General features: G+C 72.3%; 14 protein-coding genes. 10 read left to right on the plus strand and 4 right to left on the minus strand.

Going from position 1 to position 16,782, the window contains the following annotated elements; all coding sequences use genetic code 11:
• Positions 1-17 precede the first annotated feature (17 nt).
• Complete coding sequence (locus ACVHNB_RS23975; RefSeq protein WP_428956626.1) at positions 18-1,022, plus strand: twin-arginine translocation signal domain-containing protein; 1,005 nt, start codon at positions 18-20, stop codon at positions 1,020-1,022.
• Here the strand turns inward: ACVHNB_RS23975 and ACVHNB_RS23980 are convergent, their stop codons facing one another.
• Positions 1,023-1,637: a TetR family transcriptional regulator gene (locus ACVHNB_RS23980; protein WP_456225840.1), complete on the minus strand. Its 615-nt coding sequence runs from the start codon at positions 1,635-1,637 to the stop codon at positions 1,023-1,025.
• 81 nt (positions 1,638-1,718) lie between these two features.
• Between ACVHNB_RS23980 and ACVHNB_RS23985 the strand changes: the two genes are divergently transcribed.
• Complete coding sequence (locus ACVHNB_RS23985; RefSeq protein ID WP_428956624.1) at positions 1,719-2,660, plus strand: oxidoreductase; 942 nt, start codon at positions 1,719-1,721, stop codon at positions 2,658-2,660.
• A gap of 36 nt (positions 2,661-2,696) precedes the next feature.
• On the opposite strand, the gene ACVHNB_RS23990 is transcribed toward ACVHNB_RS23985, so the two are convergent.
• The gene (locus tag ACVHNB_RS23990) at positions 2,697-4,439 is read right to left on the minus strand and encodes a phosphatidylglycerol lysyltransferase domain-containing protein (RefSeq protein WP_428956623.1); all 1,743 of its coding nucleotides are present in this window, start codon (positions 4,437-4,439) and stop codon (positions 2,697-2,699) included.
• Between the two features lie 160 nt (positions 4,440-4,599).
• Here ACVHNB_RS23990 and ACVHNB_RS23995 point away from each other — a divergent pair, with 160 nt between their 5' ends.
• The gene (locus ACVHNB_RS23995; RefSeq protein ID WP_456225841.1) at positions 4,600-5,829 is read left to right on the plus strand and encodes an alpha/beta hydrolase; all 1,230 of its coding nucleotides are present in this window, start codon (positions 4,600-4,602) and stop codon (positions 5,827-5,829) included.
• Between the two features lie 10 nt (positions 5,830-5,839).
• Here the strand turns inward: ACVHNB_RS23995 and ACVHNB_RS24000 are convergent, their stop codons facing one another.
• Positions 5,840-6,553, minus strand: coding sequence for a class I SAM-dependent methyltransferase (locus ACVHNB_RS24000; RefSeq protein ID WP_428956621.1), 714 nt, complete (start codon positions 6,551-6,553; stop codon positions 5,840-5,842).
• Between the two features lie 356 nt (positions 6,554-6,909).
• On the opposite strand from ACVHNB_RS24000, the gene rho reads away from it, so the two are divergent.
• The 7 genes from rho (at position 6,910) to ACVHNB_RS24035 (ending at position 14,649) form a co-directional block, all read left to right on the plus strand.
• Entirely contained in the window at positions 6,910-8,076 is a 1,167-nt protein-coding gene (gene rho / locus ACVHNB_RS24005) for a transcription termination factor Rho (RefSeq protein WP_456225842.1), read from the plus strand.
• A 30-nt stretch (positions 8,077-8,106) separates the two neighbouring features.
• Positions 8,107-8,598: a GNAT family N-acetyltransferase gene (locus ACVHNB_RS24010; protein WP_428956619.1), complete on the plus strand. Its 492-nt coding sequence runs from the start codon at positions 8,107-8,109 to the stop codon at positions 8,596-8,598.
• Positions 8,599-8,751: 153 nt separating this feature from the next.
• On the plus strand, positions 8,752-9,204 hold the full coding sequence (locus ACVHNB_RS24015; protein ID WP_456228938.1) for an inorganic diphosphatase: 453 nt from the start codon (positions 8,752-8,754) through the stop codon (positions 9,202-9,204).
• 89 nt (positions 9,205-9,293) lie between these two features.
• Positions 9,294-10,484, plus strand: a complete 1,191-nt coding sequence (locus ACVHNB_RS24020) for a CaiB/BaiF CoA transferase family protein (protein WP_456225843.1) — start codon at positions 9,294-9,296, stop codon at positions 10,482-10,484.
• Positions 10,485-11,114: 630 nt separating this feature from the next.
• Positions 11,115-12,092, plus strand: a complete 978-nt coding sequence (locus ACVHNB_RS24025) for a hypothetical protein (protein ID WP_456228939.1) — start codon at positions 11,115-11,117, stop codon at positions 12,090-12,092.
• Positions 12,093-12,301: 209 nt separating this feature from the next.
• Positions 12,302-13,801: an MFS transporter gene (locus tag ACVHNB_RS24030; protein WP_456225844.1), complete on the plus strand. Its 1,500-nt coding sequence runs from the start codon at positions 12,302-12,304 to the stop codon at positions 13,799-13,801.
• Positions 13,802-13,923: 122 nt separating this feature from the next.
• Positions 13,924-14,649, plus strand: coding sequence for a dienelactone hydrolase family protein (locus tag ACVHNB_RS24035; RefSeq protein WP_456225845.1), 726 nt, complete (start codon positions 13,924-13,926; stop codon positions 14,647-14,649).
• 64 nt (positions 14,650-14,713) lie between these two features.
• Here the strand turns inward: ACVHNB_RS24035 and ACVHNB_RS24040 are convergent, their stop codons facing one another.
• Positions 14,714-16,678, minus strand: coding sequence for a M13 family metallopeptidase (locus ACVHNB_RS24040; RefSeq protein ID WP_428956613.1), 1,965 nt, complete (start codon positions 16,676-16,678; stop codon positions 14,714-14,716).
• Between the last annotated feature and the right edge of the window lie 104 nt (positions 16,679-16,782).

A 16,782-nucleotide genomic window follows, 5' to 3' on the forward strand; every position in this document is an offset into this window, starting at 1 on the left:
GACTTCAGGAGCCGATCATGCATGAGCCGCAGTCCGGCCCGGACCGTCGTACGTTCCTGCGCACCACCGCCGTCACCGGCGCCGCGCTCGCCCTGGGCGGTCTGTCGACGCGGTCCGCGTCGGCCGCGCCCGGCGGTTTCCCCGACTACACCTACGTCCGCACACTGCTGACCCCGTCCCAGCTCACGTACAACCCGACCGGCGAGATCATCTTCCCGACCGTGCGCGGCGTGTACGACAAGCTGGCCTCCCCACTGGGCCGTTACTACCTCTACTACGCGCCGCACGACGCTCCGGGCGGCATCTGCCTCGCGTACGGCGACTCTCTGGAAGGCCCGTTCACGGAGTATCCGGCGAACCCGATCGTGTCGAACAAGTGGGACCCGCACTACTCGGTCAGCCATGTGTCGTCGCCGCACGTGCTGTGGAACGCGGACGCGAAGGAGTTCTGGCTGTACTTCCACGGCGAGAACACCACGACCCGGCTGGCCCGTTCGAAGGACGGTGTCCACTTCACCTACGACAAGGTCGTCCTGTCGACGTCGATGATGCCGTCGGGCACGACGGAGACGTCGTACGCCCGGGTCTTCCGGCACGATCTGCCGGCCCGCGGCGCGCACTACGTGATGCTGTTCATGCTGAACAACACCACCAACCACCGTGACATCTGCTGGGGCTGGTCGCCCGACGGCCGGACCTGGACCTTCGACCAGACGCCGCTGGTGCGCCACTCCGACGTCGGTGCGGTGAACGTCGGCGGCCCGCATCTGCTCACCCGCGACGGGTCCGCGTACGTGGTCTACAACAAGGACAAGGAGAGCGGCGGCGACCTCATGATCACCGAGGTGGGCGCGGACTTCTCGCTCCGCAAGCACCTGGGCGTCTTCTACGACTCGCGCTCCGGAGCCCCCGAGAACGGCCGGTCGGCGGCGCCGTCCTTCGGTACGCAGGGCGGGGTGCCGTACATGGTGTACGAGGCGGGCGAGCGGCTCGCGGGGGCGATCGCGGTGGCCCGGGGCTAATCAGATCCCTTCTCGGACCTCCAGAGCGCGGGCGACGACGGCGAAGGCCCGGTCGAGCAGGGCGACCGGGTCCTGGGCCGCGTCGCTCGCGCTCCAGCGTTGCAGCACGACATGGAAGGCGGTCAGCGCGGCGCCCGCGGCGATGCGCGGGTAGAGGTCGGCCTCGGCGTCCAGGCCGACGCGGGACGCGAGTTCCTCGGCGAGGTCGTCACGCCACTGGACCTGGCGCTCCAGGAAACGGGCGTGCAGGGCCGGGGTGCGCAGGATCAACTGGACCACGCGCAGCGCCCGTTCGGAATCGGCGGCGCAGGTGGTGACGGGCACCCGGACCGCGTGCAACAGGGCCACGGCCGGCGCCTCGTCGGCCGGGCGGCCCGCGAGAGCGGCGCGCATGTCCGCGCCCATGTCGGCCAGGAACTGGACGACGACGTCCTCCTTGGACGCGAAGTAGCGGAAGAACGTCCGCTTCGAGACTCCGGCGGCCGCGACGATCTCGTCGACGGTCACCGCGTCGAAGCCCTTGAGGGCGAGCAACTGCAGCGCCGCCTCGGTCAGTTCGTCGGAGACGAGCTGCCGCTTGCGCTGGGCCAGGCTCAGGTCGGATCGCGTACTCACACTCCCAGCCTACACGCCATGCCCTCGATGACACTTGGGCGCACCTTGACACCAAGTGCCATTGCGGTCAGCCTGTGCCACATGACACAGCGACAGCCTTGGAATGCCGATCGGATTCCCGACCAGTCGCAGCGCGTGGTCGTCGTGACGGGGGCAGGCAGCGGTCTCGGGCTCGTGACCGCCCGCGCCCTCGCCCGCCGGGGCGCGCACGTCGTCCTGGCCGTGCGTGATCCGGACAAGGGCCGTGCGGCCGCCTCGTCGATCACCGCCGGGCAGCCGGACGCGCGGCTGGAGGTGCGCCGGCTCGACCTCGCCGATCTCGACTCGGTCCACGCCTTCGCCGACGGGCTGCGCGCCGGTCATCCGCGCGTCGACGTACTCGTCAACAACGCAGGAGTGATGGCGCCGCCCCGCACTCTCAGCCCGCAGGGGCACGAGCTGCAGTTCGCGACGAACCATCTCGGGCACTTCGCGCTCACCGGGCTGCTGCTCGACTTGCTGGCGCAGGCGCCGGATCCACGGGTGGTGACGGTCAGCTCGCTCGAACACCGCAAGGGGCGGATCGACTTCGACGACCTGACGGGTGAACGCGGCTACGTGCCGATGGAGTTCTACCGCCGGTCGAAGCTGGCCAATGCCTTGTTCGGCCTGGAGCTGCACCGGCGCCTCACCGCGGCCGGCGCTCCTGTGCGCAGCGTGCTCGCGCATCCCGGCTACAGCGCGACCGGTTTGCAGACGAACGGCACGGTCCGCGTGCCGCGGCTGGTCTTCGGACATCTGGCCAGGCCGCTGGCCCAGTCGGCGGACCGCGGCGCCCTGCCGCAGCTGTACGCGGCGACCGAACCCGGCGTCCGGGGCGGGGAGTTCATCGGTCCCGACGGCCGGGGCGAGATGCGGGGTGCGCCGACCCGGGTGGAGCCGGCGCCTGGGGCCGCCGACGCCGCGGCGGGGCGGCGACTGTGGGAGGTGTCGCAGGCGCTGACCGGGGTGAGCTTCCCGCTGCGGGAGGCCGCCGCATCGTGAGGGGCAAGCGGCCCTTGGAGCCCCGTCCGCGCGGGCTCACGGTCCGGTGAGGTTCACCGGGCGGCCCGCCGGGACGTCGCCGCGGCGGGTCCGCGCCCATTGCCGCAGCCGCTCGGCGGGCCGGGGCAGCACGACGAACGCCTCGGCCTGCAGGCAGGCCCAGCTGATCCGCGGCAGATCGCGGGCCGTCGGGTAGACGACGAAGCGCGGCTGCCAGTCGGGGCGGAACTTGGCGTTGAAGCGGTACAGCGACTCGATCTGGAACCAGCGGGACAGGAAGACGAGCAGAGCCCGCCACACGCGCAGGACCGGGCCCGCGCCGAGGCGCTCTCCGCGCGCCAACGCCGCGCGGAACACGGCGAAGTTGAGGGAGACGCGGGCGATGCCGAGGCCGGGTGCGGCGCGCAGGGCGGCGACGATGAGGAGCTCGTTCAGGCCGGGCTCGGCGGTGCGGTCGCGGCGCATCAGGTCGAGGGAGAGCCCGTCGTCGCCCCACGGTACGAAGTGCAGCAGCGCCCGGACCTGTCGACTGCCGTCGGGGGCCTGCTGGTGGGCGGTGACGACGACGCAGTCCCCGTCGTCGGGGTCGCCGAACCGGCCGAGCGCCATGGAGAACCCGCGCTCGGTGGCGCTCCCCCGCCAGGCTCCCGCGGCCTCGCGCAGCTGCTTCTTCTCGTCGTCGGGCAGCTCGCGTACGCGCCGCACCTGACAGGAGTAGCCGCCGCGCTCGATGCGGTGGACCATCTGGCGTACGTTGCGCATGGTGCGGCCCGAGAGGCTGAAGGCGGTGCAGTCGACGATGGCCTCGTCGCCCAACTCCAGCGCTTTCAGGTTGCCTTCGCGGATCCAGACCTGTCCGCCGAGTTCGCTGCAGCCCATGACGGCCGGGGTCCAGGCGTGCCGGGCGCACCGGTCGAGGAACTCCTTGATGGCGCCCGGCCAGGCCTCCGGGTCGCCGATCGGGTCGCCGCCCACGAGAGCGACGCCGGACACCACGCGATAGGCGACGGCGGCTTTGCCCGTCGGTGAGAACAGGACGGCCTTGTCGCGGCGCAGCGCGAAGTAGCCGAGCGAGTCGCGCCGCCCCTCGCGGTCCAGCAGGGCCCGCAGCCGCGCGCCGCCGTCGACCGGTGCGAGGCGCACCGGCCGCAGCGCCAGGTACGCGGTGGTGGACGCGGTGACCAGGCCGAGGGTGAGCAGCGAGAGCTGGACGATGTCGGCGACGCGGTCGCTGTCGTAGGTGAGCGGGCCCGCCGACCCGACCATCCCGTAGGCCACTTGCCGCAGCCGGTCGGCGAAGGAGATGCCGTGGCCGGCTTCGTGGTCGGCCCGCAGACCGACGATCAGCAGGCCGAGGCCGATGCTGACCGTGCCGAGGACGAGCAGGTTGCCCAGGGCGCGGGTTCTGCCGCGCGGGTCGCTCAGCGCGTGGAACTCGCCCCGGAACCCGACGAGTCCGGCGCACAGCAGCGCCGACACCGCGGCGGCCACGAACGCGTGGTGGCGCAGCCCCTGTACGAGCGCGCTCACCGCGAGCAGGGCCACGGCCGCCTCCCAGGCCCGGCGCTTGCGGCGGCGCAGGCCGCGGGCCAGGAGCGCGAGGAGCAGGCCCGCGGCGAGCGCGGCGGCGCGCGCGAGGTCGTCGGCGAGCCCGGGGACGTAGGGCGCGAGGCCTTCGACGCGGCTGGCGCGCACGTGCGGGGAGACGGCCGTGGCGATGTCGAGGAGTCCGATGAGCAGGCAGGTGTGGCCGGCCACGGCGGCGGGGCGGGGGTTCACGGGCGTGAGCGTATGGGCGCAGGTCAGCGGCGGGGTAAGAGCCGGGGAGGAGAACGGTAAGAACGCGCGGACCGGCAAACCCGCCTGCCGGTCGCGGCCTCTTGTCCGGTGCAGGCTGCCCCTGGGCGGTCGACCGTTGCCGGCGAGAGGTGGAGCGAACATGGGCCTGACGAGTCGGGCGCTGGAATGTGCGACGGCGCTGGCCGCACTGGTGTGCGTGGGGCTGACGGTGTGGGTCTGGCCACGCCTCGCGCGCCGCGGCCCGGGGGCCGTGCTCGGCAGACTGGGTGTCATCGCCGCGACGCAGTGCGCGATCCTGACCGCGTGCGCGGTGGCGGTGAACGCCGACTTCGAGTTCTACGGCTCCTGGGACGAGCTGCTCGGCCGTGTATCGACAGCGCCCGCGCATCTCGCGGACCCCGGCGGTACCGGCGTCTACGCGGCGCGGGGCGGCCTGGTCGAGCCCGCCGGGCCGCAGGGCCTGGACCGGGTGCGGGGCCTGCCCGCCGGGCCGCCCGCGAAGGTGGGACGGGTGGAGTCGGTGCGCATCATCGGGCGGCGCACGCGGGCGATCGACCCGGCGTTCGTGTATCTGCCGCCGCAGTATTTCCAACGGCAGTACCACCGGCAGCGGTTCCCGGTGATCGTGGCGATCAGCGGCTATCCCGGCGGCATCATGAACCTCGCACAGTTCCTCCATGTCCCGCAGACGGCCGACAGGTTGGAGCGCTCCGGCGGGCTCCAGCCGACCGTCGTGGTGATGGTGCGGCCGACGATCGCGCCGCCGCGTGACACCGAGTGCGTGGACGTGCCCGGCGGCCCCCGGGCGGAGACGTTCTTCACCAAGGACCTGCCGGAGGCACTGAAGTCGGCCTACCGGGTGGGGCACGACCCGAGCGCGTGGGGTGCGCTCGGCTACTCGTCGGGGGGCTCCTGCGCGCTCCAACTCGCCCTGCGCGACCCGAAGGTGTACACGTCGGCCGCGTCCCTGTCCGGCGACTACCGCATCGACGACGACCTCACCACGGGCAGCCTGTTCGGCGGCGGCCCGGACGCCGGGCGGCTCCAGGAGCGGCACGACCTGGTGTGGCGGCTCGGTCATCTCCCCGTGCCGCGGGTGTCGGTGCTCGTGGCGAGCAGCCGGCAGGGCGAGAAGGACTACGGGGCGACGCTGCGGTTCCTCAAGGCCGTGCGGCCGCCGATGACGTCGGCGCGGATCATCCTGCCGCGCGGCAGCCACCACTTCACGACGTGGCTGCGGGAGATCGGGCCCGCCATGCGGTGGATGGGCCGCCAGTTGACGTTCCCTCAGGACACCACGCCGCCACCGAAGCCGCGCCGCACCGCGCGGGCGGCCTCCCCCGGTGCCGGCCGCGTCGTCGCACGGTGAGCCGCGACGCCTACGCGCGGCGCGTGGCCACCACGAGTCGGCAGCGCGGGCTGCCGTCGGACCGCTCGCCGAGCTCGGGCAGCGCCCGCAGCGCGACGTCGAAGCCGGCCCGCTCCAGCTCGCGGCGCACATCGCCGAGCCGGAACGGCCGGTAGTACATGACGAACGGCGGGCGCCACAGCGCATTGCGCACCCGCATGACTGCGTCGAAGCCGAGCATCGCCCAGTAGCCGCGCGATCCCGGCCGCGGGGGCGCCGGCAGCGGGAACGCGAACTGCCCGCCGGGGCGCAGCACTTGGCGCACCTGGGCGAACAGCTCCGGGTACTGGCCGGGCAGGAAGTGGCCGAACGCCCCGAAGCTCACCACCAGGTCGAAGACCGGCCCGAAGGGCAGCGCGAGCGCGTCCCCGCGGACGTACGAGGCCGTCGGCTCTCCGCCGCGGGCGACCTGGAGCATCCCCGCGCTGAAGTCGACGCCCACGACCGGCCCCGCGCAGACCTCACCAAGGACGCCGAGGCCCGCCCCCGTGCCGCAGCACAGGTCGAGTCCGGCCCCGAAGGGACCGCGTTCGCGCAGCGCACGGGCGACCGGGTCGAGCACGATGCCGGGGGTGCGGAACGGTGTGTGGTCGAACTTCGGGGCGAGCAGGTCGTAGCCGCGCTCGACCGAGGAAAGGGCCTGCACGGCCAGCTCGCGCAGGGTGGGGCCCTGGGGTGTGAACATGGCGGATCAGCATAGGGCGGCCGGCCCGTCGGCATCCGCTCTTGCCCAGGACCGGGGGTGGCGTGTTACCTTGCGAGTGGCACGTGTGTACGCCCACTCTGCGGCGCCGGTGCCGGTTCCACTTCTTCAGCGCTTCAGCGCATACGTGATCAATTCCGCGTCGTAGCGCGCATCATCCCTGGTCAACAGGTTCTCGGCGGGTTCTTCCCCGCCCCTGCACTGCCAGGTTCTCTCCCGGCCACGGGCTGTCCTGCCCGTTCCACGGGGCGTGATGTTCCCGCCCCGTCCCGGTCGCCGGATCCCCGTCCCTCCCTGCCCGCGTACCCACAGCGTTCGCGAAAGGACCCTGATCGACCATGACCAGCACCACACTCGAAAAGCCCAGCACCACCGCGGAACGGCCCCGTGCCGCGACCGCGCCCAAGGCCCCCGTCCGGGTCGCCGGTGTCCTCGACATCGGCGCGAACGGGCAGGGTTTCCTGCGCGCCGGCGACCTGCTGCCGACGTCCCGCGACGTCCAGGTCCCCGCCTCCCTCATCCGTCAGCTCGGCCTGCGCAAGGGCGACGCCGTGGCGGGCCTGTGCGAGCGGCAGCACACGCTCACCCATGTCGAGACCGTCGGCGGCGCGCCCGGGGTCGCCCGCACCCGCCCCCGCTTCACCGACCTCACCCCGCTGCATCCCGCCGAACGGCTCCGCCTGGAAGGCCCGGCGAGCGGCCTCGGGGGCCGCGTCGTCGACCTGTTCGCCCCGGTCGGCAAGGGCCAGCGCGGCCTGATCGTCGCGCCGCCGAAGACCGGCAAGACCGTCCTGCTGCAACAGCTCGCCGCGTCGGTCGCCACCAACCACCCCGAGGCCCATCTGATGGTGGTGCTCCTCGACGAACGTCCCGAGGAGGTCACCGACATGCGGCGCTCCGTGCGCGGCGAGGTGTACGCCTCGACGTTCGACCGGCCCGCCAAGGCCCACATCGCCCTGGCCGAGCTCGCCGTGGAGCGCGCCAAGCGCCTCGTCGAGCAGGGCCGCGACGTGGTGATCCTGCTCGACTCGCTGACCCGGCTGTGCCGCGCGCACAACAACGCCGCGTCCTCCGGCGGCCGCACCCTGTCCGGCGGTGTCGACGCGGCCGCGCTGCTCGGCCCGAAGCGCCTGTTCGGCGCGGCCCGGAACACGGAGGAGGCCGGCTCCCTGACGATCATCGCCACGGCCCTGGTCGAGACCGGGTCCCGGGCCGACGACTACTTCTTCGAGGAGCTCAAGAGCACCGGCAACATGGAGCTGCGTCTCGACCGCTCCCTCGCCGACCGCCGCGTCCACCCCGCCGTCGACATCACCCCTTCCGGCACCCGCCGCGAGGAACTCCTGCTGCCCGCAAGCGAGTTGGCGGCCGTACGCGGTCTGCGCCGGGTCCTCCAGAACCGGGACGCCCCGTCCTCGTACGAGACGCTGCTCGACAAGCTGCGCCACACCCCGGACAACGCGACCTTCCTGCGCCAGGTGCACCCGACGGTACCCACCGGCTGACCCCGCCCCCACGGATGTAATACTCACTGTATGACTCCGCGCATTACGCGCCCCGGCGGCGATCCGGCCGTCACCGTACGGCGGGCCACCGCGCGCGACGCCAAACGGCTCACCCGGCTCGTGCGCGGCTCGCGCGCCTACGAAGGCCCGTACGCGGCGATGGTCGCGGACTACCGGGTGGGCCCCGACTACATCGAGGCGCACCGGGTGTTCGTCGCGGCCGGCCGGGCCGACGAGCGGGTCCTCGGCTTCTACTCGCTGGTCCTCGCGCCGCCGGAGCTGGACCTGATGTTCGTCGCGGACGACGCGCAGGGCCTGGGTGTCGGGCGCCTGCTCGTCGCGCACATGCGGGACGAGGCCCGGGCCGCCGGGCTCGACCACGTGCGGGTCGTCTCCCATCCGCCGGCGGAGGGCTTCTACCGCACCATGGGGGCCCTGCGCACCGGGACGGCGCCCGCGCGTCCCCCGGTCGTCGCCTGGGACCGCCCCGAACTCGTATTCCCCATCGCCCCCACGGTCTGAGGGGTTCCGCCCTCGCCCCGTACGGCGCACACTCGGTGGCATCGAAGCGGGCGGCAATGGGGCAAGGAGGCCACATTGGGCGGCAGCGAGGCGCACGACGACGCGTTCGACGTGATCGTGGAGATTCCGCAGGGCTCCCGGAACAAGTACGAGATGGACCACGAACTCGGCCGGATCCGGCTCGACCGGATGCTGTTCACCTCGACCCAGTACCCCGCGGACTACGGCTACATCGACGGCACGCTCGGCGGCGACGGCGACCCGCTGGACGCGCTCGTCCTCACCGGCGACGCCACCTTCCCCGGCTGCGCCATCGAGTGCCGGGCCATCGGCATGTTCGTGATGAGCGACGAGAAGGGACCGGACGAGAAGATCCTCTGCGTCCCCGCCCACGACCCGCGCCGCGCGTCGGCCCAGGACATCGAGGACATCCCCGAGTTCGACCGCCTGGAGATCACCCACTTCTTCGAGGTCTACAAGGACCTGGAGCCCGGCAAGTCCGTCGACGGCTCCCACTGGGAGGGCCGGGACAAGGCCTACGAGGAGATCCGCCGGGCCCGGGAACGACGCGCCACGGCACGGACGCCGGCCGCCGGGCGCGAATAGCCCGGTCGCCGGGGCGGACGGGCGCCGCGAGGGCGGGTGAGGCCGTCGCATAGCGTGCGGGCGACACCGTACGAGCACGGAGGATCCCCATGAGCGCCGCCCGCCTGCCCCTCGAGGGCGTCACCGTCGTCAGCCTGGAACAGGCGGTGGCGGCGCCGTTCGCCACGCGCCAGCTCGCCGACCTGGGCGCGCGCGTGATCAAGGTGGAGCGGCCCGGCAGCGGCGACTTCGCGCGCCGCTACGACGAGACGGTGCACGGCCAGTCCAGCCACTTCGTGTGGCTGAACCGCTCGAAGGACTCGGTGACGCTCGACGTCAAGACGCCCGGTGGGCGCGAGGTGCTGGAGCGGCTGCTCGCCGGCGCGGACGTCTTCGTGCAGAATCTGGCGCCCGGCGCGGCGGCCCGACTCGGCCTGTCGGCAGGCGAGTTGGCCGTGCGCCATCCGGACCTGATCGTGTGCGACATCTCCGGGTACGGCAGCGACGGGCCGTGGGCGCACCGCAAGGCGTACGACCTGCTGGTGCAGTGCGAGACCGGTGTCGTGTCGGTGACCGGCACACCGCAGGCCCCGGCGAAGGTGGGCATCGCGATCGCCGACATCGCGGCGGGCATGTACGCGTTCTCGGGCATCCTCACCGCCCTGTACGAGCGGCGGGCCACCGGCACCGCGCGTGCGGTCGAGGTGTCGCTGTTCGAGGCGCTCGCGGAGTGGATGGGCTACCCCGCGTACTACACGGCGTACTCGGGCCGTCAGCCGCAACGGGTCGGGGCGGCGCACGCGACGATCGCCCCGTACGGGCCCTACGACGCGGTGGACGGCGGGACGGTCCTGCTCGCCGTGCAGAACGAGCGGGAGTGGGCCTCCTTCTGCGCGGAGTTCCTCGGCGACGCCTCGCTGGCCGAGGACCCGCGCTTCCACCGCAACTCGGCCCGGGTGGCGCGCCGCGCCGAACTCGACGCGATCGTCACGGCGCGCTTCGCCGAACTCGACACGCAGGAGGCCGTCGCGCTCCTGGAACACGCCAAGGTCGCGAGCGCCCGCCTGAACACGGTCGACGACTTCCTGCGCCACCCGGTGCTGACCGGCCGCGACCGCTGGCGCGACGTCGCCACCCCGGCCGGCCCCGTCCGCGCGCTCGTGCCCCCGGCCTCGTTGAGCGACGTGGAGCCCCGGATGGATCCGGTCCCGGCGGTGGGCGAGCACACGGACCCGATCCTCACCGAGCTCGGTTACGACGCGGCGGGAATCCGGGAACTGCGGGAGCAGGGGGCGCTCTAGGAGCTCGCGAACCCGGGCCGTTCGGCCCACCACAAGGGTCACTCGGCCCGCTTTCAACGATGGCCCCCACTGACATGCTGCTGCGCAGAGCCTCCCGTGCCCTCGCTCTCCCGCCGCGGCGCACGGTCGAGGCCCGGGCCCGCCGGTCACAGAAGGGGGAACTATGACCGGCGGGCCCGGCTACGGGGCCACGCCCGACGCGACAACTCGCGCGCAAAACATCCCAATCGGAGCGATAAAGTGTCGCGTCAACCTTCACGCGCCCGATCACCCAGGAGTACCTACGTGACCGTAGCCATCGACTCGTCCGAGGCAGCCGTCCCGTCCGGCGAGGACGCCGGGGACACGTCCGTCGCGGAGCCCACGCCCGCGACGGACGTGCCGGAGGCGCGCCAGTCCGACGCGGACGGGGAGACGGCCGAGCCGGGGGACACCGCCCACACGTGGACCCCGTCGACCGACACGACCGACGCGACCGACACAGCCGCCCCGTCCGACCATTTCTGGCAGCCCGAGCCGGCCCCGGCCGACGCGGCGGCCGGGAATCTGATCGAGGACGAAGACGAGGAGGACGAGGAGGACGAGGAGGACGGGGAGGGCACTGACGCCTCCGGTGAGGTACCGGAGTCCATCGCCCATGACGCCCACGATTTCGGCGTCTACGCCCGCACCGGCGGCTGGACCTTCGCTCTGAAGGTGGCCCGCAGCGTGCGTCCCGGCGGTCAGCCGGCCGCGCAGACGCCCAAGGTCTCGGCGCGCAGGTTCGCCGCGCTCGCGGGCTGCTCGGCCGACCGCGTCATGCGCTTCTACAAGGCGTGGGACAGGGCGGCGGACGACGGCCTGGTCCCGCAGTTCGAGGCCCTCGCGCCGGGCGTCGACGTCGAACTGCCGGACGCCGACGTCTGGTTGTCGTACTACGTCTCCCGGTCCAGTGCCTCCTCGGTGCGCGGCCAGGCGATCACCGAGGCCGCCGAGGCGGAGGGCATCCGGCCGACCAAGGCCCTGGAGGTCGCCGAGAACCCGACGGCGCTGCGGGCCGCGATCCTCGCCGATCCGGGCACCGCGGAGGCCGCTCGCAAGGCGCTGATGGACCGCCTGGGCGAGGACCCGGTGCTCCGCTCGGGCCTGGCTCGCGACATCGTGCGCGCCGACGACCTGAAGAAGGCCGTCGCCGAGGAGTCGAAGACCGGCGACCGCCTGGAGTACGTGCGGAAGATCGCCGAGGAGGGCCAGGTCAAGACGCCCGCCGGGCAGAAGATCGAGGCCCCGCGGCAGCTGCGCGAGGAGGCCGAGCGGCACCTGTCGCTCATCGACGAGCTCGATGAGGACGAGGAGGCGGGCGAGTGGGCCCGCGAGGCGTACGACACCGTGCGCACGCTCGTCGCGGAGGCCGTCGAGTCGGATCCCGAGCTGCGGGTGCAGGAGCGGCGCGCGAAGTTCTACAGCAGCCTGCAGAAGGCGACGAAGGCCTTCGAGGAGCTGACCTTCGACGACGTCCAGGAGATCGACGACATCTACGAGGACGACATGGTGCGGCGCCTGGAGGAGCTCCAGACGGCGATCTCGGCCTGCATCACGGCCCTGCAGACGGCCCAGCAGAAGGACTGACGCGCCACGCCCGTCCCGCCCCGGTGCCCGGCCTCCCCTCGTGGGAGTGCCGGGCACCGGCGTTTTCCAGGCATGTTGCGCGCGTCACTCTCCCAGCGAAACGTTGCCGTTTCGCTTAGGAGGTCGTACGCTCATCGAGTCGAGAACGAAACCGTTTCGTTCTCTTAGTGCTTCTCTGCTCCCCCGCGACTTCCCTGGAGTGGCCTCACATGTCCCAGACGACAGTGGCCGACGCCACCGGCACCCCGGCCCCGTCCGCCCCGCCGGCATCTGACCGGCGCTGGTGGATCCTCGGCATCATCGGCATCGCGCAGCTCATGGTCGTGCTCGACGCGACGATCGTGAACATCGCGCTCCCCTCGGCCCAGCAGGACCTGGGCTTCACCGACGGCAACCGGCAGTGGATCGTCACGGCCTACGCGCTGGCCTTCGCCTCCCTGCTGCTGCTCGGCGGCCGCATCGCGGACCTCTTCGGCCGCAAGCCCGCCTTCCTGGTCGGTGTCGCGGGCTTCGCCGGCGCCTCCGTGCTGGGCGGCGCGTCCACCAGCTTCGGGATGCTGGTGACGGCCCGCGCGCTGCAGGGCGTCTTCGGCGCACTGCTGGCACCGGCCGCCCTGTCCCTGCTCAACACCACGTTCACCGACGCCAAGGAGCGCGCCAAGGCGTTCAGCGTCTACGGCGCCATCGCCGGCGCAGGCGGTGCGGTCGGACTGCTGCTCGGCGGCCTGCTGACCGACGCGCTGGACTGGCGCTGGACGCTGTACGTGAACCTCGTCTTCGCCGTCGCCGCCTTCATCGGCGGCTGGGTCCTCCTGCACAACCACCGTGACGCCGCCGGATCCAAGCTCGACCTGCCCGGCACGCTCCTCGTCTCCGCCGGTCTGTTCTCGCTGGTCTACGGGTTCTCGAACGCCGAGACGCACGACTGGGGCTCCCCGCAGACCTGGGGCTTCCTGGCCGCGGGTGCTGTGCTGCTGTTCGCCTTCGCCGCGTGGCAGACCCGCGCGAAGCACCCGCTGCTGCCGATGCGCGTGCTCCTCGACCGGGACCGCGCCGCCTCGTTCATCACGGTGCTCATCACCGGCGCGGGCATGTTCGGCGTGTTCCTCTTCCTCACGTACTACCTGCAGCTGAACCTCGGCTTCAGCCCCACGAAGACCGGCGTCGCGTTCCTGCCGATGATGGCCGCGCTGATGGTCATGGCGCAGATCTCCACGACGGTCCTGGTGCCGCGGATCGGCCCGAAGATCGTCATCCCCGCCGGGTTCGCCCTCGCCGCGGTCGGCATGGGCTGGCTGACCGGGATCGGGCTGGACTCCGGGTTCGCCACGCACGTGCTGCCGCAGCTGCTGATCATCGGCGCGGGCCTGGGCGCCGTGATGCCGCCCGCCATGGCGCTGGCCACCAGCGGGATCGCCGCCGAGGACGCGGGCGTGGCCTCCGCGACCGTCAACACCATGCAGCAGGTGGGCGGCTCGATCGGCACCGCGCTGCTGAACACCCTGGCGGCGAGCGCCGCCACCAGCTACCTCGCGGGCCGCAACCCGGCGGACAAGCTGACACAGGCGCAGGCCACGATCGAGAGCTACACGACCGCGTTCTGGTGGTCGGCCGGCTTCTTCGCCGCCGGCGCGGTCATCGCCTTCCTGCTGTACCGGCGCGGGGCCGTGCGGCAGGACCCGGAGGCGGCACCGGTCGTCCACATGTGACAGCCGCCGCTTCCGGCCCCGGGGCCGCCGTCCGCAGGGAGACGGCGGCCCCCACGCGTGCCGCGAGCAGGGGCAGTGGCATCGTGGGACACGATCATCGAGCTCGGCTCAGGAGGCACTTCGTGTCGGACACCCCCAGCACCCCCCGATCCACCGGCCGTCCGGCCCACCAGAACGTGACGTTCGACAGCAACGGCACGCCCGCCCACGGCTATCTGGCGCTGCCGCCCGACGGCAGCGGCCCCGGCGTCATCGTCATCCAGGAGTGGTGGGGTCTGACGGACCACATCGCCGATGTGACCGACCGCCTCGCCGCCGAGGGGTTCGTGGCCCTCGCGCCCGACCTGTACGGCGGCAATGTGGCACACGACTCCGCCGAGGCGTTCCGCATGATGCAGGAGCTGCCCGTGGACCGCGGCGTCGAGCTGCTGTCCGGCGCGGTCGACCATCTGCTGTCGCTGCCGGAGGTCACCTCCGCCACCGTCGGCGCCGTCGGCTTCTGCATGGGCGGCGGCTTCGTCCTCTACCTGGCGGCCAAGGACCCGCGGGTCAGCGCGGCCGTCCCGTTCTACGGCGTCATCCAGGGCGAGGTCCCCGACTTCTCGCACCTGAAGGCGGAGATCCTCGGCCACTACGGCGCCCGGGACGAGGGCATCCCGGTGGCGACCCTCGACGGACTGCGCGCCACGATCAAGAAGCAGTCGGGCGTCGACGCGGACTTCCGCGTCTACCCGGCGGACCACGCCTTCTTCAACGACGGCCGCCCCGAGGTCCACGACCCGGAGGCGTCACGCGTGGCATGGGCCGCGACGGTCGAGTTCCTCAAGGCGCGCCTCTCCGGCGCGTAAGGAGCGGCGCCCCTGGACCGCGGGGCCGGGAGGCGTCCGCCTCCCGGCCCCGCGCCGCATCACGTCACCAGATCCGCACCCGGTCGGCGGGGTCGAGCCACAGCCCGTCCCCCGCCTTCGTGGCGAACGCCTCATGGAACTCGTCGAGGTTGCGCACGATGTTCGCCCGGAACTCCGGCGGCGAGTGCGGGTCGATCGTCAGGTACTGCTGCTCCTGCTCCTTGCGCCGCTTGGTGCGCCAGCAGAACGCCCAGTTGAGGAACAGCCGCTGGGAGCCGCTCGCGCCGTCCGCGTCGACCGGCACGTCCGCGCCCGCGAGCGCGATCAGGTACGCGGTGTGGCCGATGGTCAGGCCGCCGAGGTCGCCGATGTTCTCGCCGACCGTGAGCGAGCCGTTGACGAACTCGCCGGGCAGGTTGCGCGGCGAGAAGCCGTCGTACTGCTTGACGAGCGCCTTCGACTTGGACTCGAAGGCGGCCTTGTCGTCCGCGGTCCACCAGTCGTTGAGATTGCCCTGGCCGTCGTACTGGGCGCCCTGGTCGTCGAAGCCGTGCCCGATCTCGTGGCCGATGACGGCGCCGATGCCGCCGTAGTTCTCCGCGGCGTCCGCGTCCGGCGAGAAGAACGGCTTCTGCAGGATGCCGGCCGGGAAGCAGATCTCGTTCGTGCCCGGGTTGTAGTAGGCGTTCACGGTCTGCGGCAGCATGAACCACTCGTCGCGGTCGACCGGCGCGCCGAGCTTCGCCATCTGCCGGTCGTGCTCGAAGGCGTCGGCGGCGTGCGCGTTGGCCAGCAGGTCGTCGGCGGTCACGGTCAGCGCCGAGTAGTCGCGGAACCGGTCCGGGTAGCCGATCTTCGGGCGGAACGTGGCGAGCTTCTCGTACGCCCGCTCCTTCGTCTCGTCGGTCATCCAGTCGAGGGCGCCGATGGACTGCCGGTAGGCCTCCAGCAGATTGGCGACCAGCTCGTCCATGAGCGCCTTGGACGTGGGCGGGAAGTGCCGGGCCACGTACTCCTTGCCGACGGCCTCGCCCATGGCGCCCTCGACGAACGCGACGGCGCGCTTCCAGCGGGCGCGCAGCTCCGGGGTGCCGTTGAGGGTGCGCCCGTAGAACTCGAAGTTGACGCGCACGAACGGGGACGACAGGTACGACGCGTTGGCCCGCAGCACCCTGGCGAGGAGCCAGTCGCGCCACTGCTCGACGGGCGTCTCGGCCAGGACCGTGGACAGGTGCGCCAGGTAGGACGGCTGGCGCACGCAGGACTGGGCGAGCGTGTCGTCGTTGCCGCCGAGTCCGGTGACATAGCCGCGCCAGTCGAAGGCGGGGGCCAGCGTGGTCAGTTCGTCAAAGGTCGTGAGGTTGTACGTCTTCTGCACGTCGCGCGTCTCGGCGCGCTCCCAGTGGCCCTCGGCGAGCCGGGTCTCCAGGGCGAGGACGGTGCGGGCCGCGGCGGCCGGGTCGGCGTGCTCGGCGAGCGTGAACAGCTCGGTGAGGTACGCCTCGTACTTCTCCCGGGTCTCGGCGAACTTCTCGTCGCGGTAGTAGGACTCGTCGGGCAGGCCGAGGCCGCCCTGGAGGATGTTGAAGAGGTAACGGTCGGAGTCGCGGTCGTCGGAGTCGATGTACGCGCCGAACAGGCCGGAGCCGCCGGTGCGCTCGAAGCGGCCGAGGAACGCGGCGAGCTGCTGTACGTCGCCGAGCCCGGCCACCTCCTCCAGGAGCGGCCGCACCGGGTCCAGGCCGCGGGCCTCGACGGCGTCCTCGTCCATGAACGACGCGTACAGGTCGGCGATCTTGCGGGCCTCGTCCGCGTCGAGGCCGGTGGGCCCGCCCGCGGCGATCTCCTGAATGATCTCCTTGACCTGCTGCTCGGCGACGTCGACAAGCTGCACGAAGGGGCCCCAGCTGGAGCGGTCGTCGGGGATGGGCTCGGTCGCCAGCCACTGCCCGTTCACATGGCCGAAGAGGTCGTCCTGCGGTCGGATCGCCGGGTCCATGCCCGGGCGCGCGTCATCCAGAGTGCTCATCGCCGCAGCCTACCCAGGTCAGAGGCGGGAAAGCGCACCGAATACGGCACCGCCCCGGGCGGCGGGGAGCCGTCCGGGGCGGTGAGGCCGATCCAGGGGATCAG

The sequence above is a fragment of the Streptomyces sp. YJ-C3 genome, assembly GCF_053891275.1.

Excerpts from the sequence above, each read along its gene's own strand:
- ACVHNB_RS23975 (WP_428956626.1), top strand. The coding sequence starts at position 18 with ATGCATGAGCCGCAGTCCGGCCCGGACCGTCGTACGTTCCTGCGCACC.
- ACVHNB_RS23985 (WP_428956624.1), top strand. The coding sequence starts at position 1,719 with ATGACACAGCGACAGCCTTGGAATGCCGATCGGATTCCCGACCAGTCG.
- ACVHNB_RS23995 (WP_456225841.1), top strand. The coding sequence starts at position 4,600 with ATGGGCCTGACGAGTCGGGCGCTGGAATGTGCGACGGCGCTGGCCGCA.
- ACVHNB_RS24000 (WP_428956621.1), bottom strand. The coding sequence starts at position 6,553 with ATGTTCACACCCCAGGGCCCCACCCTGCGCGAGCTGGCCGTGCAGGCC.
- rho (WP_456225842.1), top strand. The coding sequence starts at position 6,910 with ATGACCAGCACCACACTCGAAAAGCCCAGCACCACCGCGGAACGGCCC.
- ACVHNB_RS24010 (WP_428956619.1), top strand. The coding sequence starts at position 8,107 with ATGACTCCGCGCATTACGCGCCCCGGCGGCGATCCGGCCGTCACCGTA.
- ACVHNB_RS24015 (WP_456228938.1), top strand. The coding sequence starts at position 8,752 with ATGGACCACGAACTCGGCCGGATCCGGCTCGACCGGATGCTGTTCACC.
- ACVHNB_RS24020 (WP_456225843.1), top strand. The coding sequence starts at position 9,294 with ATGAGCGCCGCCCGCCTGCCCCTCGAGGGCGTCACCGTCGTCAGCCTG.
- ACVHNB_RS24030 (WP_456225844.1), top strand. The coding sequence starts at position 12,302 with ATGTCCCAGACGACAGTGGCCGACGCCACCGGCACCCCGGCCCCGTCC.
- ACVHNB_RS24040 (WP_428956613.1), bottom strand. The coding sequence starts at position 16,678 with ATGAGCACTCTGGATGACGCGCGCCCGGGCATGGACCCGGCGATCCGA.